The sequence below is a fragment of the Brevundimonas sp. genome, assembly GCF_041648115.1.
GTDB lineage: Bacteria > Pseudomonadota > Alphaproteobacteria > Caulobacterales > Caulobacteraceae > Brevundimonas.
Genome location: NZ_JBAZPR010000008.1, coordinates 1 through 24635, shown reverse-complemented (window position 1 = coordinate 24635; position 24635 = coordinate 1). Strand labels below are relative to the sequence as shown.

31 protein-coding genes and 1 tRNA gene are annotated in these 24635 nt (G+C 65.1%); 11 read left to right on the top strand and 21 right to left on the bottom strand.

What is annotated here, in order from left to right; all coding sequences use genetic code 11:
- Positions 1–7: 7 nt before the first annotated feature.
- Together WC597_RS08620 and WC597_RS08615 are read right to left on the bottom strand one after the other, a co-directional pair.
- The gene (locus WC597_RS08620; RefSeq protein WP_372692943.1) at positions 8–805 is read right to left on the bottom strand and encodes a crotonase/enoyl-CoA hydratase family protein; all 798 of its coding nucleotides are present in this window, start codon (positions 803–805) and stop codon (positions 8–10) included.
- A gap of 116 nt (positions 806–921) precedes the next feature.
- Positions 922–1074: a hypothetical protein gene (locus tag WC597_RS08615; protein WP_167762455.1), complete on the bottom strand. Its 153-nt coding sequence runs from the start codon at positions 1072–1074 to the stop codon at positions 922–924.
- Positions 1075–1231: 157 nt separating this feature from the next.
- On the opposite strand from WC597_RS08615, the gene WC597_RS08610 reads away from it, so the two are divergent.
- Both WC597_RS08610 and WC597_RS08605 read left to right on the top strand, forming a co-directional pair.
- Positions 1232–1453, top strand: a complete 222-nt coding sequence (locus WC597_RS08610) for a DUF1289 domain-containing protein (RefSeq protein ID WP_372692942.1) — start codon at positions 1232–1234, stop codon at positions 1451–1453.
- Positions 1454–1528: 75 nt separating this feature from the next.
- Positions 1529–2047, top strand: a complete 519-nt coding sequence (locus WC597_RS08605; protein ID WP_372692941.1) for a TIGR02281 family clan AA aspartic protease — start codon at positions 1529–1531, stop codon at positions 2045–2047.
- Here the strand turns inward: WC597_RS08605 and pgsA are convergent.
- From pgsA to WC597_RS08585, 4 genes are read right to left on the bottom strand one after another with little or no spacing between them, the layout of a single operon-like run.
- Positions 2044–2685 carry a CDP-diacylglycerol--glycerol-3-phosphate 3-phosphatidyltransferase gene (gene pgsA, locus WC597_RS08600; RefSeq protein WP_372692940.1) on the bottom strand — a complete coding sequence of 214 codons (642 nt, stop codon included), beginning with the start codon at positions 2683–2685 and terminating at the stop codon, positions 2044–2046. The genes WC597_RS08605 and pgsA overlap by 4 nt on opposite strands.
- Positions 2682–3137: a PIN domain-containing protein gene (locus tag WC597_RS08595; RefSeq protein ID WP_372692939.1), complete on the bottom strand. Its 456-nt coding sequence runs from the start codon at positions 3135–3137 to the stop codon at positions 2682–2684. Before WC597_RS08595 ends, pgsA begins: the two co-directional genes overlap by 4 nt.
- A complete protein-coding gene (locus WC597_RS08590; protein ID WP_372692938.1) occupies positions 3134–3421 on the bottom strand; it encodes a type II toxin-antitoxin system ParD family antitoxin in 288 nt (95 codons plus the stop codon). The genes WC597_RS08595 and WC597_RS08590 overlap by 4 nt, the downstream gene beginning before the upstream one ends.
- A gap of 26 nt (positions 3422–3447) precedes the next feature.
- Positions 3448–4068, bottom strand: coding sequence for a carbonic anhydrase (locus WC597_RS08585; RefSeq protein ID WP_372692937.1), 621 nt, complete (start codon positions 4066–4068; stop codon positions 3448–3450).
- 17 nt (positions 4069–4085) lie between these two features.
- Here WC597_RS08585 and WC597_RS08580 point away from each other — a divergent pair, with 17 nt between their 5' ends.
- On the top strand, positions 4086–4373 hold the full coding sequence (locus WC597_RS08580) for an antitoxin (protein WP_372692936.1): 288 nt from the start codon (positions 4086–4088) through the stop codon (positions 4371–4373).
- Positions 4374–4382: 9 nt separating this feature from the next.
- The gene (locus tag WC597_RS08575) at positions 4383–4754 is read left to right on the top strand and encodes a PIN domain-containing protein (RefSeq protein WP_372692935.1); all 372 of its coding nucleotides are present in this window, start codon (positions 4383–4385) and stop codon (positions 4752–4754) included.
- Positions 4755–4760: 6 nt separating this feature from the next.
- Here WC597_RS08575 and uvrC read toward each other — a convergent pair whose 3' ends face one another.
- From uvrC to WC597_RS08545, 6 genes are all read right to left on the bottom strand, one after another.
- Complete coding sequence (gene uvrC, locus WC597_RS08570; RefSeq protein WP_372692934.1) at positions 4761–6626, bottom strand: excinuclease ABC subunit UvrC; 1866 nt, start codon at positions 6624–6626, stop codon at positions 4761–4763.
- 210 nt (positions 6627–6836) lie between these two features.
- On the bottom strand, positions 6837–7283 hold the full coding sequence (locus WC597_RS08565) for a DMT family transporter (RefSeq protein ID WP_372692933.1): 447 nt from the start codon (positions 7281–7283) through the stop codon (positions 6837–6839).
- Positions 7280–7885: a hypothetical protein gene (locus WC597_RS08560; RefSeq protein WP_372692932.1), complete on the bottom strand. Its 606-nt coding sequence runs from the start codon at positions 7883–7885 to the stop codon at positions 7280–7282. The genes WC597_RS08565 and WC597_RS08560 overlap by 4 nt, the downstream gene beginning before the upstream one ends.
- Before the next feature lie 42 nt (positions 7886–7927).
- On the bottom strand, positions 7928–8398 hold the full coding sequence (locus WC597_RS08555) for an NUDIX domain-containing protein (protein ID WP_372692931.1): 471 nt from the start codon (positions 8396–8398) through the stop codon (positions 7928–7930).
- Between the two features lie 170 nt (positions 8399–8568).
- Complete coding sequence (locus tag WC597_RS08550; RefSeq protein WP_372692930.1) at positions 8569–9600, bottom strand: CBS domain-containing protein; 1032 nt, start codon at positions 9598–9600, stop codon at positions 8569–8571.
- 76 nt (positions 9601–9676) lie between these two features.
- The gene (locus WC597_RS08545) at positions 9677–10633 is read right to left on the bottom strand and encodes a hypothetical protein (protein ID WP_372692929.1); all 957 of its coding nucleotides are present in this window, start codon (positions 10631–10633) and stop codon (positions 9677–9679) included.
- Between the two features lie 267 nt (positions 10634–10900).
- Here WC597_RS08545 and WC597_RS08540 point away from each other — a divergent pair, with 267 nt between their 5' ends.
- From WC597_RS08540 to WC597_RS08520, 5 genes are all read left to right on the top strand, one after another.
- Positions 10901–11650 carry an SDR family oxidoreductase gene (locus tag WC597_RS08540; protein ID WP_372692928.1) on the top strand — a complete coding sequence of 250 codons (750 nt, stop codon included), beginning with the start codon at positions 10901–10903 and terminating at the stop codon, positions 11648–11650.
- Positions 11651–11653: 3 nt separating this feature from the next.
- Positions 11654–12052: a dihydroneopterin aldolase gene (folB, locus tag WC597_RS08535; protein WP_372692927.1), complete on the top strand. Its 399-nt coding sequence runs from the start codon at positions 11654–11656 to the stop codon at positions 12050–12052.
- A gap of 83 nt (positions 12053–12135) precedes the next feature.
- Positions 12136–12771 (top strand): DUF4870 family protein, encoded by a 636-nt coding sequence (locus WC597_RS08530; RefSeq protein ID WP_372692926.1) that lies wholly within the window; start codon positions 12136–12138, stop codon positions 12769–12771.
- A gap of 10 nt (positions 12772–12781) precedes the next feature.
- On the top strand, positions 12782–13165 hold the full coding sequence (locus tag WC597_RS08525; protein ID WP_372692925.1) for a hypothetical protein: 384 nt from the start codon (positions 12782–12784) through the stop codon (positions 13163–13165).
- Positions 13166–13234: 69 nt separating this feature from the next.
- Positions 13235–13519: a GNAT family N-acetyltransferase gene (locus WC597_RS08520; protein WP_135193402.1), complete on the top strand. Its 285-nt coding sequence runs from the start codon at positions 13235–13237 to the stop codon at positions 13517–13519.
- Positions 13520–13534: 15 nt separating this feature from the next.
- On the opposite strand, the gene WC597_RS08515 is transcribed toward WC597_RS08520, so the two are convergent.
- The 7 genes from WC597_RS08515 to msrA form a co-directional block, all read right to left on the bottom strand.
- Positions 13535–13852 carry a hypothetical protein gene (locus tag WC597_RS08515; RefSeq protein WP_372692924.1) on the bottom strand — a complete coding sequence of 106 codons (318 nt, stop codon included), beginning with the start codon at positions 13850–13852 and terminating at the stop codon, positions 13535–13537.
- A 118-nt stretch (positions 13853–13970) separates the two neighbouring features.
- Positions 13971–15932, bottom strand: a complete 1962-nt coding sequence (mdoH, locus tag WC597_RS08510; protein ID WP_372692923.1) for a glucans biosynthesis glucosyltransferase MdoH — start codon at positions 15930–15932, stop codon at positions 13971–13973.
- Between the two features lie 153 nt (positions 15933–16085).
- Positions 16086–17933: an acyltransferase family protein gene (locus tag WC597_RS08505; RefSeq protein WP_372692922.1), complete on the bottom strand. Its 1848-nt coding sequence runs from the start codon at positions 17931–17933 to the stop codon at positions 16086–16088.
- 77 nt (positions 17934–18010) lie between these two features.
- Positions 18011–18310 (bottom strand): HigA family addiction module antitoxin, encoded by a 300-nt coding sequence (locus WC597_RS08500; protein WP_372692921.1) that lies wholly within the window; start codon positions 18308–18310, stop codon positions 18011–18013.
- Positions 18310–18597 carry a type II toxin-antitoxin system RelE/ParE family toxin gene (locus WC597_RS08495; RefSeq protein WP_372692920.1) on the bottom strand — a complete coding sequence of 96 codons (288 nt, stop codon included), beginning with the start codon at positions 18595–18597 and terminating at the stop codon, positions 18310–18312. The genes WC597_RS08500 and WC597_RS08495 overlap by 1 nt, the downstream gene beginning before the upstream one ends.
- A 52-nt stretch (positions 18598–18649) precedes the next feature.
- Positions 18650–19987 carry a 2-oxoadipate dioxygenase/decarboxylase family protein gene (locus tag WC597_RS08490; protein WP_372692919.1) on the bottom strand — a complete coding sequence of 446 codons (1338 nt, stop codon included), beginning with the start codon at positions 19985–19987 and terminating at the stop codon, positions 18650–18652.
- A gap of 72 nt (positions 19988–20059) precedes the next feature.
- Positions 20060–20710, bottom strand: a complete 651-nt coding sequence (msrA, locus tag WC597_RS08485; protein WP_372692918.1) for a peptide-methionine (S)-S-oxide reductase MsrA — start codon at positions 20708–20710, stop codon at positions 20060–20062.
- 139 nt (positions 20711–20849) lie between these two features.
- On the opposite strand from msrA, the gene WC597_RS08480 reads away from it, so the two are divergent.
- Positions 20850–20939 (top strand) — tRNA-Ser (locus WC597_RS08480).
- A 95-nt stretch (positions 20940–21034) separates the two neighbouring features.
- Here WC597_RS08480 and WC597_RS08475 read toward each other — a convergent pair.
- Positions 21035–22045 carry a tyrosine-type recombinase/integrase gene (locus tag WC597_RS08475; RefSeq protein ID WP_295218479.1) on the bottom strand — a complete coding sequence of 337 codons (1011 nt, stop codon included), beginning with the start codon at positions 22043–22045 and terminating at the stop codon, positions 21035–21037.
- A 241-nt stretch (positions 22046–22286) separates the two neighbouring features.
- Entirely contained in the window at positions 22287–22943 is a 657-nt protein-coding gene (locus tag WC597_RS08470) for a hypothetical protein (protein ID WP_372692917.1), read from the bottom strand.
- A 110-nt stretch (positions 22944–23053) separates the two neighbouring features.
- Here WC597_RS08470 and WC597_RS08465 point away from each other — a divergent pair, with 110 nt between their 5' ends.
- Positions 23054–23503 carry a hypothetical protein gene (locus tag WC597_RS08465; RefSeq protein WP_372692916.1) on the top strand — a complete coding sequence of 150 codons (450 nt, stop codon included), beginning with the start codon at positions 23054–23056 and terminating at the stop codon, positions 23501–23503.
- The last annotated feature ends 1132 nt before the right edge of the window (positions 23504–24635 follow it).

The following is a 24635-nucleotide window of genomic DNA, read 5'->3' as shown; positions in this document are numbered from 1 at the left end:
GGCCCGCCTAGTTTCCCGTGAAATCGCCCGGCCGTTTTTCCAGCACTGCGGCGACGCCTTCCTGATGGTCATCGGTCAGGTGGGCGAGGGCCTGCATGGCGGCCGACATCTCCAGCATCTGGTCGAAGTTCATGTCTCGGCCCTGGCGCAGCAGGGTCTTGGCCATGCGCAGGGCCTGGGGCGGCTGGGCCGCGACCTGGGCGGCGGTGGTCAGGGCCTCGGCCATCAGGCTGTCATTGGCGACCACGCGATTGACCAAGCCCCATTCGGCAGCCGTCGCGGCGTCGATGGAGCGGGCGGTGAACAGCATCTCTGCGGCGCGGGCGTATCCGATGTTGCGCGGCAGCAGCCAGGATCCGCCGTCGCCGGGAATGATGCCCAGCTTCAGGAACGGCACGCCGAAGCTGGCGCGATCCGAGGCGATGCGGATATCCGCCAGGCCGGCGATGTCGCAGCCCAGCCCCATGGCCGGCCCGTTGACAGCGGCGATCAGCGGAACCTCCAGCCCATATAGCGACCGCACGATCCGGTGGACGACCCGGCGATAGCGTTCGCGGATGGCGCCGCCCGATCCCTCGAACAGGTCGCGACGGTCGCGCATGGCGGTCAGGTCGCCCCCGGCGGAGAAGGCCCGCCCGGCGCCGGTCAGGACCACACAGCGGATCGACGGATCGGCGTTGACCCGCTCGCAAGCCGCCGCAACCTCGTTGCCGTCGGTCAGGTCGGGCAGGGCGTTCAGCCGCGCCTCGCGGTCCAGCGTCCAGATCAGGATCGCGCCCTGGCGGTCTTCGGCGATCAGGCCCATGCGTCGTCTCCGTGTTCGCGCCCGTCATCGGCTGCGAACGCCGCGTCAGGCAAGTCCGGAATTGCAAAAGCCCCGGTCGAGACCGGGGCTTTTCAGGCTGGGCCCGAAAATGGCCGTCAGCGTTTCTTGATCGTATAGGGTACGAAGTTCGACGGATGGCTGACCACCCGGCTTGAGTTCGACGGCATATGCCGACTGTTGACCAGCATCCCGCCCCAAAGGGCAAAGGACATCATGGCGTGTTGGAGGTTACGCTCCTTATCGTTCATCTTGGCGTCTCCTTTCGCAGAACGATGAAAAGAGACGCGTCGTACCAATGGGGATTCCACCCTCAGTCGTTTCGCGTCAGAGGTCAATATAAGACGGTTTGATGAATTTGCAAATTTATTCGTCAGGAGTCGGAGTGTTTTTCGCTTCTGTGTCACAATGAGTGTCCCGCCTCCGACCAGGCCGGGACCGCCCAAGGCTATCGCCACCCCGTGCGTCATGGTCTGCGCCGTCGATGGCGAGAGTGGTCTGTGCCTGGGCTGTTTCCGCACCCTCAAGGAGATCGCCGGCTGGCGCGCGCTCAGCGACGCCGAACGCGAGGCGGTCATGGACGACTTGCCCATGCGGCGGTCCCAGGTCGATCCGGCCAAGCTGGGCTAGCGCGGTTCGGGGTTTAAGCTTTCGTCAGCCACGTCGTTTCACGGCATCCAAACGCCGCTCCCTTAGACAGGGGACATGGTTCGCATCGATTTCCAGTCCGTCATTGTGCTCGGCGTCGCCCTCATGGCCTCGTTCGGCACGGCGCTGACGATCCGGCATTTGGAGGGGGACGGCGCGGCTCAGGCGGCGACGCCTGTGATCGCGGCTTCGACCGCCCCGGCATCAGGTACGGCGGCCCAGGTGGTCAAGGGCGCGGACGGTCACTATTGGGCCCAGGCCAGGATCGAAGGTCGCGCGGTGCGGGTGCTGGTGGACACCGGCGCCAGCGTCGTGGCCCTGACGCGGGCGGACGCCTTGCGCCTGGGCGTCGATCCCGAACCCGAGGACTTCACTGGCCGCGTCCAGACCGCCTCGGGCGTCGTGCGCGCCGCCCCGGTGCAGCTGAAATCGGTCTCGGTCGCCGGGGCGCGCGTGGACGGGGTCGAGGCCCTGGTCGTGGAGCAGGGCCTGGAATATTCCCTGCTGGGCATGAGCTATCTGGGCCGACTGTCGGCCTTCGAGGCCACGCCCGTCGGTCTGACGCTGAGACCCTAGAGGTCGCGCATCTGGCGACGGGCTTCGCTGAAATACTGCCAGCCCGTCCACAAGGTGATGATGGCGGCGAACCAGATCAGGAAGATGGCGAAGGATTCGAACGCCGGCTGCCAGGCCAGCGGCGAGCCGTCAGGATTCTGCAGGCCCAGGGCGTCCCACAACAGGGTCAACTGAAGGGCGGCCAGAGCGACCATCTGCACCGTCGTCTTCCATTTTGCGGCCAAAGTGACCGGCAGTTCGATCCGCCCGGCCATGGTCTCGCGCAGCGCGGAAACGGCGAACTCCCGGAACAGGATCAGGCCGCAGGGCAGGGCGATGCCCGGCAGCGAACCCGAGGCCAGAACGCCCAGGATGGCGCCGGTCACCAGCACCTTGTCTGCGATTGGATCGAGGATGGCCCCCCACCGCGTGGTGGAGTTCCAGCGTCTGGCCAAAAAGCCGTCGACCCAGTCGGTGGACGCGGCGATGACGAAGATCCAGAAGGCCCAGACGCTGAACCGACCTTGGGTTTCCGGCGAAAGCCAGGCTTCCAGCGCGCCCGGCGCCGCGCCGGCCATCATGGCGAACATCACCACCCCGGCCGCCAGACGCGCGCCGGTCAGGATGTTGGGGATGGGATTGGCGCGGTGGGCGGTCATGACGGGGTCTCCAGCAGGGACGCGAGCAGGGGATGCAGCGTCTGCGCGAACGGATTGGCGACGGTGACGCCTCGATAGACGAAGCCGTCCTGCATGTCTTCGGAAAGCAGAAGGCCGCACCCGGCTTCGGCGGCGGCGGCGAGGATGATGGCGTCCCAGATCTGATGCGGATGGCCGTCGATCAGATCATAGGCGGCGACAAGAACGGCTTCCGTGCTGGGCGCCACGTTCGCCAGCCGCCGCCATCCATGCGCCATCTCCGCCGCCAAGGGCGACGGCATCCGAGCCTTGCCGGTCAGGACGCGATGAAGCTCGCCCAGGCATTGAACGGCGACCACGATTTCATGCTCGACATGAAGATGATCGACAATGCGACGGGCCATGTCGCGGCGTTCGGGCCCGTTCACGCCTTCAGCATAGACGAGAATGTTGGTGTCGAGGGCGATCCTCAATCGTAGAGCTCGTCGCGGGTCCAGGGGCCGATGTCGATGGTCGGTTGGACTGCCCAGCGGTCGAGCATGGCGCGAAGGGCGGCCAGGCGGCGTTCGCTTTCGATCTGAAGGCGCCGTTCTTCTTCGATGCGCGCCGCCTCTGCGCTGCGTCGCGCGATCTCTTGATCTTGCAGCAGACGCAGGCCGTCCCTGACGACTTCGCTGACATTGTTGTAGCGGCCCGCGTTCACCCGATCTCGGGCGAACTTCTCCAACTCGGCTGTAAGATGGACGTTGGTTCCCATGCGTCCACCATATCAAACCTTGACATTCAAGCCAACGGTTCGAACCGCGGCTTGTTGGTCATGACCGTCAGGGCGCCCTCGGCGATGCCGAAATGCAGACCGCTGAGCTCCAGCTCGCCCTTGGCCTCGCGTTCGGCGATCCAGGGGAAGGTGCGCAGGTTTCGGATCGACAGGCGAACAATGGCCTCTTCGGCCGCGCGCTCCAGCTGATCGGGTGCGACGGTCTCGGCGACATGCTGGACGACGGGCGTGCCTTGCGCGACCCAGGGCGCCACGAAGTCGGCGCAGCTGTCGGGCGCCCCGTGCAGCATGGCGTTGACCCCGCCGCAATGGGCGTGGCCCATGACCACGATTCGCTTGACGTTCAGCACCTTGACCCCGAACTCCAGCGCCGCCGACACCCCATGCAGCCGACCGTCCGGCTCATAGGGCGGCACCAGATTGGCGACGTTGCGGACGACGAACAACTGGCCCGGCGCGGCGTCGAAGATCAGGGCCGGATCGGCCCGGCTGTCGGAACAGGCCACGATCAGGGTGTGCGGCTTCTGCCCCTGGGCCAGCGCCTCATATTCCGCATGGGCCGTCGGCCAGTGCTCGGCCCGGAAGCGGCGATAGCCGGCGGTCAGTTCGTCTTCGATGTCGCTCATCCTGCGCCTGTAGCGCTTTGAACACCGCCAATAAATCGTGTATACGTGTCTATACGAAGGAGCTCGCCATGGCTGTCACCAGTCGAACATTCCGAAGCGGCAACAGCGACGCCGTACGCCTTCCCAAGGAAATCTCGTTCGGTCCCGGCGTCGAGGTCGAGATCGAACGCAAGGGTGACGTCGTGACCCTGACACCCAAGCGACCTTCGGTGAAGGAAATGTTGGCCAAGCTGGATGCGCTGCCAAAGCCTTCCAGCATTGGAAAGCGCCCGCCTTTCATCGCGCCGATCCGCAAAGGGCTTTGATCGTTGTTGATGCTGGACACCAGCGTCGCCATCCACCTGCGGGATGGCGATCCGACCATACGTGCGCGGATGGAGGACGTCGGCGACACCCTGGCTTTCTCCGTCATCACAGTGGTCGAGATGGAAGCTGGTTTTCTGGACGGGCAGGCGGAAGTCAGGCGCGCTCGCCTGTCTGCGCTGCTTGAGACGATCGGTTACAGGGCTTTCGACAGTCGCGACGCCGCCGCATACGGACGGATCATAGCGCGCACCGGATATTCGCGACGCAAGGTGCTGGACCGGATGATCGCCGCCCAGGCCTTGGTCGATGAAGCGACTCTGGTGACCTGCAACGGCGACGACTTTCGCGACATTCCCGGTCTGAAGCTGCTGGAGTGGTGACACAGTTCAGGCCTTCCTGAAGAAGGCGTGGATGCGTTCGGCGAGGGGTTGGTTGATGCCTGCGACCTTGACCAGGTCCGACACCGAGGCGCGGCCGACGCCCTTGGCGGAGCCGAAGGCGTGGAGCAGGGCCTTCTTGCGGCCGGGGCCGACGCCTTCGATCTCGTCGAGAGGGTTCTTCTTGATGTCCATCGAGCGGCGCTTGGCGTGGGCGCCGTTGGCGAAGCGGTGGGCCTCGTCGCGCAGGCGTTGCAGGTAATAGAGGGCCGGCGACTTCAGCGGCAGCATGAAGGGCGGTTTGCCGGGCATGAAGAACTTTTCCATTCCCGCGTCGCGGTCCGGCCCCTTGGCCACGCCGACCACGGCGATGTCGTCCAGGCCCAGGTCGGCCAACACCGCCAGCACCTCGGCCAACTGCCCCGCGCCGCCGTCGATCAGCAGCAGGTCGGGGCGGATGGCGTCTTCGCCCTCTTCCTCATCCTTGACCAGGCGGGCGAAGCGGCGGCGCATCACCTCGCGCATCATGCCGTAGTCGTCGCCGGGCGTCAGGTCTTCGCCACGGATGTTGAACTTGCGGTACTGCGACTTCTGGAACCCGTCCGGGCCGGCGACGACCATTCCGCCCACCGCGTTCGTGCCTTGGATATGGGCGTTGTCGTAGATCTCGATCCGCTCGGGCCGGGTCTCCAGACCGAAGGCCTCGCACACCTCGTCCAGGATTTTCCCTTGCGCCGAGCTTTCGGCCAGGCGACGGCCCAGGGCCTCGCGGGCGTTGGTCAGGGCGTGGTCGACCAGGGCCAGTTTCTCGCCGCGCTGGGGCCGGACGATCTCGATCTTGCGGTCCGCCTTCATCGAGAAGGCCTCCTCCAGCAGCTCCAGCTCGTGCGGGCGGACGTTGGACAGGATCAGGCGCGGGATCGGCTTGTCCTCGTAGAACTGACCCAAGAAGGCGGCCAGGATCTCCGGGTCCGTATCGGTCTTGTCCACGCGCGGGAAATAGGCGCGGCCGCCCCAGTTCTGGCCGGCGCGGTAGAAGAAGACCTGGACGCAGGCCTGACCGCCGTCGGAATGCAGGGCGAACACGTCGCCTTCGGGGACGCTGTCGGCGCTGACGGAGTTCTCCATCGCGATGGCCGACAGGGCGCGTATGCGGTCGCGGACGCGGGCGGCCTGTTCGAAGTCCATCTCGTCGGACGCCGCCTGCATCTCCTGCGACAGGCGGCCGATGACGGCGCGCGACTTGCCGCGCAGGAACTGTTCGGCCTCGGTGACCAGTTCGCCGTAGTCCTCAAGCGAGATCAGGCCGGTGCAGGGCGCCGAGCAGCGCTTGATCTGATGCAGCATGCAGGGGCGGGTGCGGGTCTCGTAGACGCTGTCGGAACAGGACCGCAGCAGGAAGGCCTTCTGCAGCGTGTTCAGCGTGCGATTGACCGCCCAGGTCGAGGCGAAGGGGCCGAAGTAGTGGCCGGGCGTGGTGTGGGCGCCGCGATGCTTACGCACCTGGGGCGCGCGGTGGTCGCTGCGGATCATCAGTTCGGCGAAGGACTTGTCGTCGCGCAGCAGGACGTTGAAACGCGGCTTCAGCTTCTTGATGAAGTTGGATTCCAGCAGCAGGGCCTCGGTCTCGGACGCCGTGACCACCAGCTCCATCGACCGGGTCTGGGCCACCATCAGGCCGATCCGCTGGGTGTGAAAACGGCCTTGCGCATACTGGACGATGCGCTTTTTCAGCGACTTGGCCTTGCCGACGTACAGGCAGGACCCGTCCTCGCCGTACATGCGATAGACGCCCGGCTTGTCCGGCGCCCGGCGCGCCTCGTCGGCGATCAGGGCGGCGGCCGTCAGGTTCGAATCGCGCGTCTCCTCGGTCATCGGGGTGGATATAGGGGGGCAACGGCGTTTGCGTCACCTCTCCGCGCGCGAAGGCGCGGGGGGAGGACAGATCGCGCAGCGATCAGGAGGGGGCGACTCGGGCAGTGGTGATGACCCTGCCAGCGTCAGACACCGAGTCGCCCCCGCCTGGCGCTCGCTGACGCGACCGCCTGTCCTCCCCATTCGCCTTCGCGAATGGGGAGGTGAGAGTTACGACCGCCGAACCAGAAGGACGCCCGCCAGAACCAGGCCCACGCCCGCGATGCGGCCGATGTTCAGCGGCTGGCGCGGCACGCCCAGGGCGCCGAAATGGTCCAGCGCCAGACTGAGCAACAGCTGGCCGCCGACCATCAGGGTGATGGTCATGGCCACGCCCAGGCGCGGCACGCCCCAGGCGGCGGCGACCACGAAACAGGCGCCGTAGGCCCCGCCCAGCCAGGCGTACCAGGGCAGGGCTCGCGTGGCGGCGAAGTCCGGCCGGGTGTGCATCAGGGCGGCGACGATCCCCAGCACCGTCGTGCCGACGGCGAAGGAGATGAAGGCGGCGTTGACCGGCGAGGCGACCGCCGTGGCCAGTTTGGCGTTGGTCGGCGCCTGGAGCGCGGTGGCGCCGCCGGCCAGGATGACGACGAGGATGGCGAGCAGGGACGGGTTCATGGCCCTTGGCTAGCACGGCTTTCGCCGGTTGCGGAGGTCGGCTTTTGGCGATGGGCGTGACGCAGGCGGCGGCGCTCGGCGCGGTTCAGGGGAGGGGCGGGCGGCGTGAAATCAGGGTGCAATGTGTGCACTTCGTCGGGTTCGGAACCCGCGTCATCGAAAACAGGGTGCAATCTGTGCACTTCGTCCAGATTGGACGGTGCGGGCGAAAATTCAGGGTGCAATCTGTGCACGTTCCGGGTTTCGGCGGGCGTTTCGGGCGTCATGGAGGACAGGGTCTCGAAAATCTTGAGCCAGCGCAGGGCCTCGGTCGCCTCGCCGTCCATCAGCGACAGTTGCAGGCGACGCCGCGCCGTCTGGGCCATGGCCGACAGGTCGATGTCCTCGATGTCCTCAAGCTCGACGGCGGGATCATACATGTCTGGATCGTCCTGATCCTGTAGTCGCCAGCCCGCTTTGCGGGCGCGAACGCGAAAGGCCGAGATACCCAGGTCGTAGCGGCGGCAGACGACGCGCGCCGGCTCGCCCGCCAGATAGTCGTCGCGGGCCAGGTCCCAGACTTGCTGCGAACGGACGCGATAGACGGGGGCGGCTTGGGTCATGGGCGAACGCTGGCACGCGCCTGCGTCAGATGCGGACGTCTCTCACCAGTTCGGATCGACCGGAGCGTCGTCGAAGATCTCGGCCAGACGCGCGCGACAGCCCCGGTTGGCATCCGCGGGCAGGTCGGAGGGCGAAAACCAGCCGACCTCGGCGATCTCGCCATGACTGGTGCGCTCGCCCCGGTCGAAGTCATCCAGGCGGAAGACGACGACATGGTCGCCGGGAAAGAAACGGTCGTTGGAATGGATCGAGACCAGGCGCGGCGCCGCCCGCGCGATCAGCCCGGCCTCTTCGAGCAGTTCGCGCACCACGGCGGCCTGGGTCGTCTCGCCCCGATCCACCCCGCCGCCCGGCAACCACCAGCCCGCCAGATAGGTGTGCCGCACCATCAGCACCCGCCCTTGCGCATCCACCGCCACCGCCCGCACGCCCAGCGTCTTGCCCCGCGTCAGCCGCGACCAGGCGAAGAAGAGGGGGCGGGTGAAGGGTTCGACGTGGATGCGCCAGGTCATGCGGATGCTGGGGCGGAGTGGCTGACGATCCGGTGACCATACCCATAGGCCGGGAGGGAAGGGTAGCGGCAATACGTGCGGAGTGGAGGCCGCTTTGCGCAATGAGCGGACATCGACGGATCGCTAGATTTCTGACATTCGGCTTGGCAAACAGGCTTTTCCGACCCCCATCAGCGCCCGATGTTTTCCAATGTTTCAAGCAATGACTTGAAATCTCGAAGGCGCTCGACCTCTTCCGGCGTGATCCCGTCGGGATCGAAATGTGTCACGTCATTTCGAATTTCGCGAACTGCATCGAGATCCTTACAAAACAGGACTCTGTCGATGGCCAACTCCAAGCGAGCCCAGCGTTCCGGCTGTTGCAGCAGGCGGATGTATTCGCCGAAGGTCAAATCATCGACGCTGGCCACCTCTCGCTGTGCCCCCCCGGGGTCCAATGCGGAAGCCAACTCGGGCACGCTGAACTTCTCGCCGATCATGTTCCGAACAAGATTTTCAATCTCGCTTAGAAGGAGGAACGGCTCGCTAAGAGTCTGAAACTGCCGGCTGAGATCGCTGGCGGTTACGATACCCGTGATTTTGTTCTGCTCGCCCCGGACTAAGACGTAGTCGTAACGTGAGATCATGGGAATCGCATCGAAGATGGAGATCTCGGCGCGCACTTCATGGGCTGGCTCCATGAATTCGCGCACGGGTGCGACGGGTCTCCCGAGCGCCAAACGTGAGCCAATACTCTTCCAGCTAATCGTGCCTTTGACGTCGCGCTCGTTGGACATGACTGGAATCTGTGAAAAATCTCGCGCGAGTAGTAGCGTGACGGCTTCGGCGAGCGTCGCGTCGGGTGAGATGCGGATGACCTCCTGGTTCGCTGCCGCTAGCTTGCTGATACGATAGGTGGCGTCTCTGGTGACCCAACTGTCGCCTTCTTCGCAGTTCTCTTCCTCAGGAGGTTCCGGGTCTTGCGCCGTATCGCTCTGGGCGGTCTGGGCCAGTTCGAAATTGATAGGCGCGTCCACCCACCGCGACTCGAAATCCGGGACCGTCACAATCCCGGCCTCTTCGAGTTCATTGCGGATATTGCGAACAATCACCGGACCCCGGCGCTGAGCCTCGAACCACCACAGGAAAGTTCGCACGGTCACCGGCTCGACTGTGCGGCCGGCCTTCAAATCCTCGGCGATGGATCGCAGTTCACGCTTCATAGAAGGATCATTCCTAATGATCGGAGATCAGACCGCCGGTCTGCCAGTATCGCTGATTAATCGGTTAGGCCGAAGTTCAATCGGTGGGCTGGACGATGACGAGTTGTGCATCGAAAGTCCGCGCTGCGCTATCAGCGGCGTCACGCAGCAGCCGATACGCGGGAGAAAGGGGTTTGGGCGTGCGCACTTCAACAGCGGGCGGATCGGGTGCATCTAGCGCCGCATCTGCGAGACGATCTTCAACATAGGTGCGCGCCTCACGCGCCACGGATGGCGCGAAACGAGGAAGGTCATCGCCACTGACGACCATCTCCTGTAGCCGGGCCGCTTTACGACGGGCCTTGTTGGCAGCGGCCTGTGCAGCCACAGAGCGCTCTATGTCCTCGATCCTGGACCGTCCCCGCGCAGCCGCCGCTGCGAGCTCGCGCGTGACCTCCGGCAATCTGTCCCGGAGGGATCTATCGTCATTTTTCAAGGCACCGCGGAGCTTTTCGACCAGCTCTCTGCTCGAAAGCCCTTGGACCTCGCGCGGATCAGAACAGGTCCAGACCCGGGCGCCGTCGAACGCGACCGCATGGGGGCCGGGGCTGAGCGGGCCGATCGCCTGAGGCGCCACAAACTGCGACCGGCTGGCCACTGCGTTCGCGCTCCATGCGGCGTTGATCTCCTCAATCCGGTGAAAGCGAGGCGCTGCATAGAAGACGAAGTTCGGCGCGACATCCAGCAACATCTCATGCTGGCGGGAAACGACCTCTTCGGTCACCGCGAACCGATAATAAGGCACAGCCAGCGTCCCTCCCTGGCGAGTGACTGCGCGATACTCTCGCGCTGACCGCCGGGTCATGAAATCGGACCGCTTAAACTGGAGAAAGAGCGGCAGGCCGGGCCGATCAAGTTTAACGTCGTATCCCCCGCCCGCCTGGCCTTCCTCAATGAGGCTCGGGAAAACCGGAGCGGCGGCCAGATCACCCCAGCCGACCAACTCGTTGGTTAGTGCGAACCCATAGGAGAACTCAGAAATGGTAGGCTTCATGGCCCCCGCCACATAATCTCGCTATCTGCGAGCCATCTCGGCGTTCTATATTTAACGCGATTTGTCAACGCTTGTAGGTTGCAATCCCAGCGACTGCCAACCCGATGCTCAGCCAGTTTCCATGAGCCGGACCCCATCCCGCTTGAACCCCGCTCCATCCCGCTCTAATCGAAGATCGACAACAGGAGCATCCCATGCTGGCTCTCGGCATCATCTTCGGCTTCATCGCCGTCATCGCGGCCTTCAATGCGTTCGAGTTTGGTCGGGTTGACTGACTCACCTCGCGGCGTCGCCCTGGTCACGGGCGGGGCGCGGCGGATCGGGCGGGCGATCTGTCTGAAGCTGGCCCAGGCCGGGTTCGACGTAGCGATCCATCATCATGCGTCGGGCGAGGACGCCCGGACCCTGGCCGACGAGATCGCGGGCCTGGGGCGGCGCGCGTGCCTGTTGCAGGCGGACCTGACGGACGAGGCCAGGGTGCGGGCGCTGGTTCCGGCGGCGGCCGAGGCGCTGGGGCCGGTCGGCGTGCTGGTCAACAACGCCTCGGTGTTCGAGGACGACCGGGTCGGCGGGCTGACGCGCGACAGTTGGGACCTGCATCTTGAGACCAATCTGAGGGCGCCCCTCGTGCTGGCCGAGGCGTTCGCCGCCCAGGCCGTCGAGGGGGCCATCGTCAATCTGCTGGACCAGAAGGTGCTGAAGCCGGATCCGCGCTTCTTCTCCTACAGCCTGTCGCGCAACGGCCTGTGGTGGGCGACGCAGACCCTGGCCCAGGCGCTGGCGCCGGGCATCCGGGTCAATGGGGTGGGGCCGGGGCCGACCCTGCCGTCCATCCATCAGACGCCCGAGGATTTCGCCGCCGAGGCGCGCGCCACCCTGCTGGAAACGCCCGGCAGTCCCGAGGCGGTGGCGCAGGCGGTGCTGTGGCTGATTGACGCCCGCATGGTGACGGGTCAGATGATCGCCGTCGACGGGGGCCAGCACCTGGCCTGGCGCACCCCCGACATCCAGGAGTAGCGCGTGGTTGCATCCTCTCACGTGACGCCGTTTCCGGCGGAAGAACCGCTGCGTTTCGAGCGACTGAGCGTGTTCGTGCGCGGGCTGGAGGTCGAGGCCGGGATCGGGGTCTATGACCACGAACAGGGGCGGCTGCAGCGGCTGGTGATCGACGTGACGCTGGAGCTGGAGCCCCGGCCCATCGAGCGGCTGGGCGACACCATCAACTATGAGACCGTGGCCAATGCGGCGCGGGCGATTGCGGCCGAGGGGCATGTGGGCTTGGTCGAGACGTTTGCCGAGCGGCTGGCGCGGGCGTGCCTAGACGACCGGCGGGTGCTGCGGGCGGTCGTGCGGATCGAAAAGCCGGGAGCGCTGGTGGGCGTGATCGCGCCGGGGTGCGAGATCGTGCTGGGGCGGTAAGGGCGGTTGCGTCGAAACTGACGGACGGCCATTGTCGCTACCTTGAGTCCAGCCGGGCGTCCGGTGTGTGAGAAGCGATGTTCATGGCCGAGCCCGGCGATCCGAAAGACCCTGCGGTCCCCAACGACGATCACGATCACGATGCCCAGGTCGGCTTCGTCTCGCCGGCGTCGCTGGCCGGGCGGGCGCGGGCGCGGGCGCCGGAGCCGGTCGCTCAGGACGAGCGCGATCCGGACCTGTTCGATCCGCCCGAGCCCAGGCCTTTCGACCTGTCGGGACAGATGACGCGGCCGACGGCGCCGTTTGCGCAGAAGCCGGAGCCTCAGCCCGAGGCGCCAGTGACGCATGATGTGCGTGAGCGGCTGGTCGAGACCGAGAGGCGCGCGGCGCCGGTCGTGCCGATGCGGCTGTATGCGGTCTATGTGCTGATCCTGCTGGCGGTGCCGACGTTGGGCCTGTCGTGCCTGGTGGCCTTGCTGGCGGTGACGCGGCGCGACGACGGGCAGGATGCGCTGGAGGCCAGCCATTTCGTCTATCAGAAACGGACCCTGTGGGGCGCGGTGATCGCGGCGGTGCTGGGGGCGGTGCTGATCGTGGTCAACATCGGCGTGCTGGTTCTGTTCGCCCTGGCGATATGGGTGTTGGCGCGCGGCGCGTTCGGGGTGCTGAAACTGAAGAGCGGGCAGGGCGTTCCCAACCCCCGCAGCTGGCTGTTCTGAAGGACCGACGATGACCAACGAACCCAATTTCATCGCCGGACGCGAGTCCGAAGGCAAGGTCGGGGCGCTGATCGCCTGGGGCCTGTTCATCCTATCGATCCCCAGCGCGAACGTGCTGGTCCTTATCGGGTTGGTGGTGTCCTATGTTTCGCGCGGGACGGCGACGGGCATGGCGCGCCAGCATATCGACGCGCAGATCGCGCTGTTCTGGTCGGTGTTCTGGTGGACCATCGCGGCCTGGGTAGGGATCGCGATCAGCGCCGTGGCCTCGGTCGTGCTGATCGGCATTCCCTTCCTGCTGCTGTTCCTCCTGGCGTGGTTCCTGTTGAGCGTGTGGTTCACGGTCAAGAGCGTGATCGGCCTGCTGAACCTGCTGAACAACAAACCGATCTAGGACGGGCCTATCTGAGCCTTACGGAACGCCCTCGCAGCCTTGGCGGTTGATCCGTCAAAGGAGAGACGCATGGGACAGTTCAAAGACCTCGAAGGCGACAACCGGTTCGAGCAGGCGTTCGACGACGACAAAGGTTCGGGCCTGGTCTGGGCCGACTATGCCGTGAAGGGCGACGCGCGGATGATCCTGCACGTCGAGGCGGAACAGTCGCTGCGCGGATCGGGCGCGGCGGGGCGGTTCATGCAGGCGATGGCCGAACATGCGCGCGAGACGGGCCTGAAGCTGTTTCCGCGCTGCAGCTACGCCGTCGCATGGCACAAGCGGCATCCTGACTACGATGACGTGCTGGCCTGACGCCGCTGACGCCGCTTAGCCGACGCGGTGGACGATGGTCTTGATGGTCTCGGCCTTGGTGGGCAGGTCGGCGGCGAGGCGCGAGGCGATCTCGCGGGCGCCGACGGGATAGGCGTCGCCGCCGTCGGCGATGGCCCTGGCCTTGGCGGCGGCGTCGAGCAGCAGTTTCTCCAGCGCCTCGATCTCTTCCAGCGCCAAGGAATGGGCCTCCATCTGAAGGCGTTTGACGCGGTCGGCGGTGGTCTCGGGCGCGCGCATCAGGTCATAAACGGCGGACTCGGTTTCCACGATCCGCAGGTCAGGCTTGGCGTCGGTGTTGATCTTGTTGGTCATGGAATCGGGTCCACAGCAGGAGCTGAAAGTCGAAGGTGGACGCGATCCCGTCGCACGTCGAGCGTGGCTGTAACGGTTGTGGCGGCGCTGTGGCCGCCACGCATCGCTTTTGGTTCGATCAGAGCTCGGGCGCGCGGGCCGGGACCATCGCAGGCGCGGCGACGGGGGCCAGGACGCCGCCGGCGACCGCACGCAGCGGCGAGCGCGGCGTGTGCAGGACAGCCGGCGAAACGCTGACGCCGTCCTGAACCGGGGTGACCAGATAGCCCTTGGCGGCCATGGCGTCGCCTGAACGCACGCGCGAGGTCCAGACGGTGATCGGGGCGGCCAGCAGCAGAGGCAGGACGATCGGGGCGAACCAGGTGGCCAGGTCGGGGCGAACGCACAGCGGGATCATAAAGCCGACGCCGGCGATCATCTGCCAGCGCATGGCGCGCAGGGCGTCGGACCAGGCCAGGCCATCGGCCTCGCGCTGCTGGGTCGACCAGCCGGTGTCGTGGCCCGAGACGATCTGGATGAAGGCCTTGGTGTTGGCGACCATCAGGATGGGGGCCAGGATGGCCGACAGGGCGATCTCGGCCGCCATACCCTTGGCGATGGCGCGGCGGCCGCCGAAGGCGCGCAGCTCGGCCGGGCGGCTGAGGACCAGGGCGGCGCCCATGAACTTGGGCCCGATCAGCAGCACGCCCGACAGGAAGGAGGCCAGCATGAAGGGGGTGAACTGGGGGTTCAGGATGTAGAAGAAGCTGGTCCAGTCGACCGGATAGAACATCTGGATGAACAGGCCGACCATCAGCGACGCCAGCCACAGGGGCGACGACAGATAGGCCATGCAGCCCATGGCCAGCTGAAGGCGGCTCATGGGCGACAGGCCCTTGGCCGTGATCAGGCCCAGGTGCTGCAGATTGCCCTGGAACCAGCGGTGGTCGCGGCGGATGAAGTCGGTGATCGACGGCGGGGTCTCTTCCCACGATCCGTCCAGTGAGGCGGTGACGTGAACGGCCCAGCCGGCGCGGCGCATCAGGGCGGCCTCGACGACGTCATGGCTCATGACGTGACCGCCGAAGGGCTTGCGGCCTTTCAGATGCGGCAGGCCGCAGCAGGCGGCGAAGGCGCGGGTGCGCAGGATGGCGTTGTGGCCCCAGTAGCTGGATTCCGAACCGGTCCAGTAAGCGAGACCCGCTGCGGCGACGCGGCCGTACAGGCGCACCGAATACTGAGACACGCGCGCGAAGATAGTGCGGGCCTTGATGATGACCGGGGCGGTCTGGATCAGGCCGACGCCCGGATTGCGTTCCATGGCGTCGACCATGCGCAGCAGGGTCTCGCCGGCCATGGTGCTGTCGGCGTCCAGGACGATCATATTCTCATAGGCGCCGCCGAAACGACGGACCCATTCGGCCAGGTTGCCGGCCTTGCGCTCGGCATTGTCGGTGCGGCGGCGATAGAAGGCCTTGGAGTTGGCGGCCAGGCGGAACGACTGGAAGACCGAGCGCTCGTCGGCGGCGGCGTCTTCCTTGGTCGAATCGCTCAGCACGAAGATGTCGAAGGCCGAGGATGCGCCCAGGCGGGCCAGCGAGCCGTCGATCATCGCCAGGCGGGCGAAGGAGGCGCGGGCGTCTTCGTTATACAGCGGCATCAGCAGGGCCGTGCGGGTGCGGGGCAGCGGCGGGTGCGGCGAGAAGGCCAGGTCCGCCTGGTCCTTGCCGCGCAGCATGACGAACAGACCCATCAGGCCGCTGACGAACCAGCAGGAGATGGCGGTGATCAGCACCATGAAGATGCCGAAGGCCAGGATCTCGGTCCCGTCCCACCCCTTGCGGGCGTACAGGTAGAAGGGGGTGATGGCCGACAGGCCGGTCATGACGATAGTGCCGGCCAGCAGCATCAGGCGGCGCATGGCCACCGTGCGCGGCGAGGTCGCGGGCGTCACGTCGGCGACGGCGTCGGGCGCGGCCAGGGACTGGACCGGCATGGCCAGCGGCGCCTCGTCGGGCAGCCACGACCAGGCGGGCCCGGAAGCCAGGTTCGTCGTCTCGATTTCAGCCTGTTCGACAGGCCGGATCGCCAGCTTGTTCATGCCGCTCTGGACGCCCCCGTGTGAACCGGATGTCTTCCCGAGGGCTGGGGAAGACGCGGAGTGCTGCACTGCAGCACGAACCCCATACTCGATCACATTCGCGCGATTTTCAATCACGCAATGTTGATATGGGCAAAAAAAGAGGGGGAAAATCTACAGCGAAGCTTCGATCGCGGCGGAAGACGGGCGAGGAGCCGACGATTCCGTGGCGACCGACAGCAGTTTACGGTCCAGAACCCAGGCCGCAACCCCTACCCAACAAACCAGGACGATGGCGTAGAGGCGTTCCCACCAGCCGACGTTGGCGTTGTTGACCGTGCCGGGCAGGACCAGATGCTTGGTCAGGACCGTCAGAATGGCCATGATCACGAAGGTAGCGGCCAGGAAGATCTTCAGGCGCGGCAGGTCGCGGCGTTTGGCCAGACCCCACAGCAGAAGAACCGGGGCCAACTGAATGCCCAGCGCCAGGTTGATGACCATGTGGCGCGGATCGGGCCAGGGCCACAGGGTCGAGGCGGACATGCCCGCCCCCGCCAGGACGAAGACCACGGCGATGACCGCCCCGGCGACCCGCGCCCCGGTCAGGGCATAGACGGCCAGGCCGAAACCGACGCCCGCCAGCGCCGCCATGACCCCGGCGACGAAGACCCCGCCATTGAAGATCATCGGCGCGCGCGCGGTCGCCCCGCCCAGTTCGCTGAGATACTGGGTCGCGTTGTTGAAGCCGGGGTAGGCCAGGATGGCGGCGGCCACGACCGTCAGGGCCAGAAGCGGCGCGGCGACGCCCACGCCCAGCAGGCGACGCCGGCGGTGATAGCGCAGTCGGGGCTTGAGCAGGGCCTGGAGGTCCAGCGGCCAGGGCCGGTCGTCCAGCGGCTTCAGCCCCCACAGCGGACGAATGACGGGAATGCGCCGCACGACCTCATAGACCGCCAGACTGCCGACGAAGGTGATGGCGATCAGGGACAGCAGCTCGATGGGCGCCGGCAGGTTGGCGGGACGGATGATCCAGACCGCCGCGACCAGCACCGTCTGGTGCGCCAGATAGAAGGGGAAGGTGGCCTGGGTCAGATAGTTCAGCGCCCGCCCGCCCCGGTCGCGCAGATGTCTTGAGCCAAAGCCCAGGATGGCGACGATCACCGTCCACTGGTCGATGCCGTAGACGACCGCCTTGGGCACGCCCCAGAAGGCGCGGCCGCCCGGATGCCAGACCTGGATCATCATGATCGGCAGGGCGACCGCCGCCAGGGCCAGGGCGATCCAGCGATAGCGCTCCATCGTGCGCCACAGGCTCTCGCGCCTGACGATGCTGAAGCCGAACAGGAAGGCGACCAGCGACAGGGCGTGATTGTACCAGTCGTTGTGCAGGGTGTTGGTCAGGCCGAACCAGGGGAACAGGCCGATGCGGATGGCGATCAGATAGAGGATCGGCAGGACCAGCAGCCACGGCCCCTGAAGCGCCTTTTCCAGACCGTCGCCCATCCGGTCGATCAGGCCCGGCACGCGCCACAACAGGACGGCGACCAGGCTGTAGACCGCGATATAGACGATGAACCACAGGTGGTTGACGGGGATGCCGTCGGCGATGCCGCTCCAGCTGAACTCATGTCCCAGCCAGGCGACATAGCCCGCGAGGCCGCCGGGCCAGCCGCCCTTGTCCATAGACTCGATCCACGACTGGATCGGCACCAGCACCAGCGCTCCGAAGATCAGCGGCGGGACCAGACGCGCGAACCGGGTGCGGGCAACCTGGCGCGGGGTGCGCCGGAACGTCATGAACCGCAGCGCCGCCCCCGACACCAGGAACAGCAGGGTCAGCCGCCAGGGATTGGTGATCAGTATGGCTTCGCGCATCCACTCGAAGGTGTGGGCGCTGTGGATGTGCCAGTCATAGACCCCGTAGACCAGGCCCACATGATACAGGATCAGCAGACCGAAGGCGCCGACCCGGATCCAGTCGAGATCGTAACGGCGCACGGACGGGGCTGCGGACGGGTTCACGAGCGGCTCTATGATCCGGGGACGCGGATCAGGCAAGACGCCGGATGGACGCGGGCGGTGGGAAGCGGGCCTAGTGATCAGGCGGCGGCCAGCGGCCGAACCCTGATGTTCTGTTCGTGGGCGCGGGCCTTGGACAGGTCGTGCCGAGCCTGCATGCGCATCAGGGTATCGGCGCTGACGCCGAACAGCTTCTCGAACCGGATGGCCATTTCGGCCGACACGCCTGCCTTGCCGTTCAGCAGATTGCTGGCGGCCTGACGCGTCACACCCAGCGCCTCGGCCAGGGCGGTGACGCTGAGATCCCTGGGCGTGACCAGTTCGTCACGCAGCCAAGCGCCGGGATGAACTGCGAAGGCGGAATGAAGTTGGATGGCCATCAGTGATAATCCTCCAGGTCCATGTCCTCAATGCCGAGGGCCGCGTTGATACGGAACGTCAGCCGCCAGTTCCGGGTGAGCGTCAGAGACCAGGTTCCCGTGCGATCTCCCGTCAGTCTGTGGGCGCCGAAGTTGGGCGGGACCAGCAGTTCGTCTTCCGTTGCGATCGCGTCGATATAGGCCAGGATATTGGTGATACGGCCGATCAGGGCGCCGGGCAGGCCTTTGCCCCTCCCGGTCTCCGCGAACTGCCGCAGCGCCTTGTGTCTGATGCTCTCGATCTGCACGAGGCAACATCGTTATCGATGTGACGTGTGTCAAGTGACGGTTGACGGAGACTTAGATTGGGACGGTCAGTCCCAACGCTTTTAGCGTAGCCGCCATCGAGGCATCCTGTTCCGCGCGGTAGAGGGCCATTTCGTCCTGGACCGGGCGGCCGAGCGCCTGCTCGAAGTCGGCCTTGGCCGGATCGACGGCATAGGCGGCCGCGCGCGCCTCGGCGCCCAGGTTGGACTGGAAGATGCCGGCGGCGCTGACGGGCAGGAAGTCCTCGTAGGTGATCGGTTCGGCGACGACGTGGCCTGCGGAGATCAGGGCGTCCAGATCGGCGGTCTCGGCGCGGGCGGCGAGACCCTCAGGCGTCGCGCGATAGCGGAACCAGGCCAGGTCGCCGCGTCGCAGCGCGTCCCAGTCGTCGGGCAGGGCCGAGAAATCCTTTGACGCCAGGGCGGCGTCATACAGCGCGCGTCCGGCGGGGGTCAGGGCGCAGCCGCGCTGTTCGATCTCGCCGAAGCGGGCGGTGTGGGTTCCAGCGGTCATTTCTCCAGGGTTTGGGCCTTCCGCGCCGGGGAAGGCGATGGCTTCCTCCAGCGCCTTGAAACTGGTCTGGCGAAGCAGGATGGGACAGGCGCGGGCGGGCGGGCCCTCGATGGTTTCCTTGGGCGTGATGCCGCGCGCGGGCATGGCCGCCTGGGCCGCATCAATGTCCAGCGTGCGCGGGGTCAGGTGGTTGATGTGCGGGCCCTTGAAGCTGACCACATCGGCGATCAGGCGGTGGGCGGCGACGAGGCGTTCGTAGGTCTGTGCGCTGACGGTCGCCTGGGCGTGCCAGCGGAAGGTTTCCAGCAGTTCGGACACGAATCGGTCGGCCTGGGCCTCGTCCAGGCCGCCGGCGGCCTCCGCCGTTTCGATCAACTCACGCGCGCCGGGGGTGAAGATGTCGCGGCGGGCCAGGTTCGCGGCCGCTTCCTGGCGCAAGGCGTCGTCCTCGATCAGCTCCAGCCGCAGCAGCGACGTGAAGACCCGGAACGGATTGCGCGCCAGGGCCGCCGGATCGACGGGGCGGAAGGCGGTCGAATGGACCGGCACCCCGGCAGGCGCCAGGTTATAATAGCTGACCGGCTGCATCCCCATGACCGCAAAGGCGCGGGCGATGGTGGCCAATTCATCGGCCGTGCCGACGCGGATGGCGCCGTGGCGCTCTTCCGACAGACGCGCCAGTTCGCCGGACGCCGCCAGCCGATCCGCACCGCCGGCATCGGCTTTCAACGTCTGCGCATTGATGTCCGCCACCAGCGTCAGCAGGTCGCCGTATTGCGGCACCTCGGCCCGGTACAGGGCGGACAGGGCGGCCGAGAACCGGCTGCGGATCTCGTCAGGATGGACGAAGGCGGACATGATCGCTCCCACTTTTTCGTCGCTCATAGGCCGGTCGGCCGCCGGTTGAAACCCGGCGGCCGCATGGAAGCGTCAGGCGTCGACGCCGACCCCGATCGGGCAGACCACGCCGGTCCCGCCGATGCCGCAGTATCCAGCCGGGTTCTTGGCCAGATAGCCCTGGTGGTAGCCCTCGGCGTAGAAATATTCGCCGGCCGGTTCGATCTCGGTGGTGATGGCTCCGCGCCCGGCTTTGGTCAGGGCGGCCTGATAAGCGTCGCGCGAGCTTTCGGCCTCGGCCTGCTGCTCGGCGTTCAGCGTGTAGATGGCCGAGCGATAGGTGGTGCCGATGTCGTTGCCCTGGCGCATGCCCTGGGTCGGATCGTGGTTTTCCCAGAAGGCCTTGAGCAGTTCGCCATAGGTGACGACGGACGGATCGAACACGACCTTGACCACCTCGGTATGGCCGGTGCGGCCGGTGCAGGTCTCCTCATAGGTCGGGTTCGGCGTGATCCCGCCAGCATAGCCGGCCGAGGTCACCCACACGCCCGGCAACGACCAGAAGATGCGCTCCACGCCCCAGAAACAGCCCATTCCGAAGATGGCGGTCTGGAAACCCTCGGGATAGGGCCCCTTCAGCGGATTGCCGCTGACATAGTGGTTCGCGTCGGTGGCCAGGGGCTCGGCGCGGCCGGGCAGGGCGGTCTCGGTCGTGGGCATTTCGGGGCTTTTCTTGAACAGCATTTGCGGCTCCCTCATCGGAAAATGGCGTTGAAGTCCATATGGGGATGCGAGAGGCGCTTGCCGAGGGGGCGAGGGTGTTCTATCAGGCCCGCCTCCCGCCGGATCGACCTCCGGCGGCGCGCAAGACGTGGCGTGAAACGGACAGGTGGCGGAGTGGTCGATCGCGCACGCTTGGAAAGCGTGTGTAGGTGAAAGCCTACCGAGGGTTCGAATCCCTCTCTGTCCGCCACGCTCTTAATTTTTCCAAGCATAATCAGTCTTATAGCTCCTGATATGTCTAACCGCAGGAGCGATGTTAGACAAAAGTGTTCCTGTTTCGTTGGCTCAGCCGATCCGCTTCATGGCGGAATCGGCGAGATTGCGTCGACCGGCCTCGCGCGTGTAGCGCTCGACCTCTTTGAGGGTTTGGTGGCCGGTGATTGCCATGATCTCGTGAGCAGAGCATCCGGCTTCAGCCAAACGACGGGCCGCTGCTTTGCGTAGACCGTGGGCCGAGCAGTGCGGCAGCCCGGCGCGGTCGGCCGCCTTGCTCACCCAGTTTCCGAAGCCCTTCTCTGTGAAGGGCTTGCCGTAATGGGTCGTCAGCAGCGCCAGATGTTCGATCTTTTGAGCCGCCAGCGAAGCCTGAAGTTTTGGGTGAAGTGGGATATCGACCAGCTGGCCTGTCTTTTCCTGCCGCACTAAAACACGTCCGTCGCGGACCTGATGGACGGTCATCTGACGCACGTCACCTGAGCGTTGGGCCGTATAAAGCAGCAGGTCGAACCCTAGCCTCTCTTTGGTCCCAACGGGCCATTTGGCCTCGAAAGCTGCGACCTCGGTCTCGGTCCAGGTATGGAAGCCCTCGCTCCGGTACCGCAGCACCCGCACGACGGTCGTTGGGTTGGTACGCACCAATCCCCTCTCCACGCCAAAGCGCATCACTGCCCGAAGAACCTTCAGCATGTTGTTCGCTGCGGCAGGGGTTGCCGCCATCGCGTCCATCTGCGCGCGAATGTGACGCGGCTCTAGGAGCGCGACCGGATTAGCGCCGTACTTGTCGCGATACCGGTCGAAGATGCCCTTGTAGGTGCGCTGGGTGCTGGGCCGGAGCCGGTTGAAATCGGCCGATGCATAATAGGCGACGCCGAGAGCATGGATGGAGCCCGGCGCACTACGGCTCTCCGCAACTGGCCTAGGCTGAGCCATAGACGCGGCATTATACCAAGCCCACCAAGCTTCCGATCCGAACGGCTCAGTCGTCTGAGACTCGGGGCAGCCGGCACGCCGATATCGCCATCGAAGTTTGCCGTGTTTGTCGTGGTAGTAGCTGACGTGAGTGGGCTTTTTCTTCACGCTGCCGCGTCCCAAGGATTCTCGTTGCGGTCGGGTCCATCGTCCGGAAGAGCCCAGAATGCGGTGTCCAAGGCGTGTCGGTCCCAGACTTTTCGAGCGTCGATGCGCTTGGGCGCTGGCATTCGACCGTCGAGCACGAGTTGGTCGAACTTTGAGACGCTGATGCCGACGTACAGGCTGGCTTGCTCGCGGTTCAGGCCGCGTGGTTCCAGAATGGTGGGTCGCGCTGGAATGCGCCTGCTCATAGCTTGCTGACGTCCCACTCATAACCGATGGCTTCGACGGCCTTCTGAGCTACTTTGTCGCCTTGGCTTGCTGCCATCCGAGCGAAGTTGATGTCATGGTCACCAGGGCCGGCCTTAACATTCCAGAGCGCCGTACCAGCCCGTTCAGCGACGCCCAAACCAAGCGCCTTGAGATCGATTAGCGCGATACCGTTGGATAGCTCCTTATCCTCGCTGGCCAGCATTTCGCCGAGACTTTCTAAGTCAGCGGCAAGCTTAAGGTCGAAGCTGTCATCCCAAGGTGTGCTTGACCATGCGTAACGGCTCCGTGGAGGTTTAATAAATAGCGTTCCAGGATGAACCTCCGGATCGAGACCGTCCTGATAATTCATGGCTCCAGGATGTGTAGCCGCCCAAGCCTCTGCCTGTAGTACGACGTCGCTCAAATCTATGAGAATGTCTACATGCGGCATGCCCATCTCGCGCATCACTTTTCTCAAAGACATTTGTAGGAGTTCTTGAGGGCTAAACATTGCCCACCCCTCGGATTCAGGCAAAAGGCCTCGGCGACGCCATAAGCGCTGCACCGGAGGGTTAACATCGGTGATTACGGTCGCTTCCGAAGCTTGGAAATGCTCCGCTTCGAGGTGGGACGGGGGGAAATAATCGCTCATGGAGAAACCGTATGTGCCGGTAGATTTCAGGTCAATAACAAAAAGCGGAGCCGGATTACGTTTTCCGTTTATGGTGCTAGTAGGGGTGACTTAGGTCGCAGGAGAGAGCCATGCCGTCACACCCCAAGCCGTCCAGAAAACTGCACAAACACCGCCTGAACCTCCGTCTGTCGGAGGAGAGTGCAGACTTCCTTCGCCGCTATTCCGCGAAGTCACACTGCACCATCAGCGAGCTCGCCGAGCTCATTATCCGGGAATATCGCGCTACGGAGGAGAACTACTTCACCAAGAGCGCCGCCTATTTCGGCTTCGTGAACACGAGCCTGTCGCTGCTGATCGCTGCGAAGATCTTTGAGCCGGAATTGGCCCCGACGCGCCCGCTCACAGAAATCAAAGAGGACATCACCAAGGGCGCAGCGGAAATGTTTGGTCTACAACCGCCGTCACCTTTCAGAAGGTTTTATCCCGATGGCGATGAACGTCTTTGGGGCCTCTACAATGCATTTGTCGCACACCACCTGAAGCGCGAAGACCACCTGAATTCCCTGAACGGTCGCTGACCATGCGGTCCTACGTCGCCGCGAAGCGCCAGGCCACACGGTGGCTGCGCGTAGGGTTGGTGGTGGTCTGGGTCGTCGTGGCGTGGCGCGCTGGGCCGACGGCGATCGGCTACAGTCTCCGTGCATTTGAGGCCGATCTCCAGTCGCTCCTGAGCAGCGCGCCGATCCATACCGTTCCGCTTCGCCATCCCTACGGAGGGGTGGTCGAGCTCGCTGCGGAGGAGCTGCGATCCGCCTATTGGATTGCGCCTCACCTCGACTGGGCCGGCCTCTGCTTCGTCCAGGGCGCTTGGCTGTCGGTTCTGATCTGGCTGGGGTCGCTCGCCTATTTGGGGCGACAAAGGTCAAAGACGGATCCTCAGTTTCGTGTCCGCATCGACCGCGCGCTCGACCAATTCGAAGCGAGTGTTGCGGGCGCCGTAAACGGGTTGTTGAGGCTTGGGTCGGTCGCAGTCGTAGGGGCGCGATCAAAGGTCCTGCGGCGCCAGGGTCGGGGCCAGGGTTCCGCTCCATTGCCGCCGGAGGTCTTGGTCGAAGCAACTGAACCTTTGGAGCCGGCTGGGGACTTGCCGTGCCCTTCGCCGAGGACGGAGGTCGTCCAAACCGACACGGCCGAGGCGCCCAATCAAACCGTCCCGGAACGTTCGGAGCAGGAGGGGGAGGGTATGCCTGCGGACCCGACGTCCCCGATGCCGGAAACGGCCTCGAAAGAGGCCGCGCCAAAGCCAGAGCTGGGCCACCTGCCGTCGTTTTTTACGCGCTTCTAACGCAGTGATCTGCAGCGAAGTTGGCGCCAAGTTGGCTCCGGCCAAGTGCATGACTTTACTGAGGTATTCGGAATATGAAGGAAGTGTGACAGTGTTGGCACCACTTTGGTGTCGGGTGCGCCCGAGATTTTTTGTTTTAAAACAAATGTTTAGGTGGGCCGCAGGTGTGCGTAGTGTGTGCATCATCCTCCACAGGATGATATTCCTAATGGTCCCCACTGGGGGTCAGGTGTTTTCAATGTCAGAGTCCGTTATCTCCTGACACGGGTCCAATACCCTCTAGGCTGTGTTTAGGATGGCGCTCGAGACGCAACATTTGGCTGTCCAACCAGCTAGGAGAACGACGGTGAGCGACGCCCAGCTGC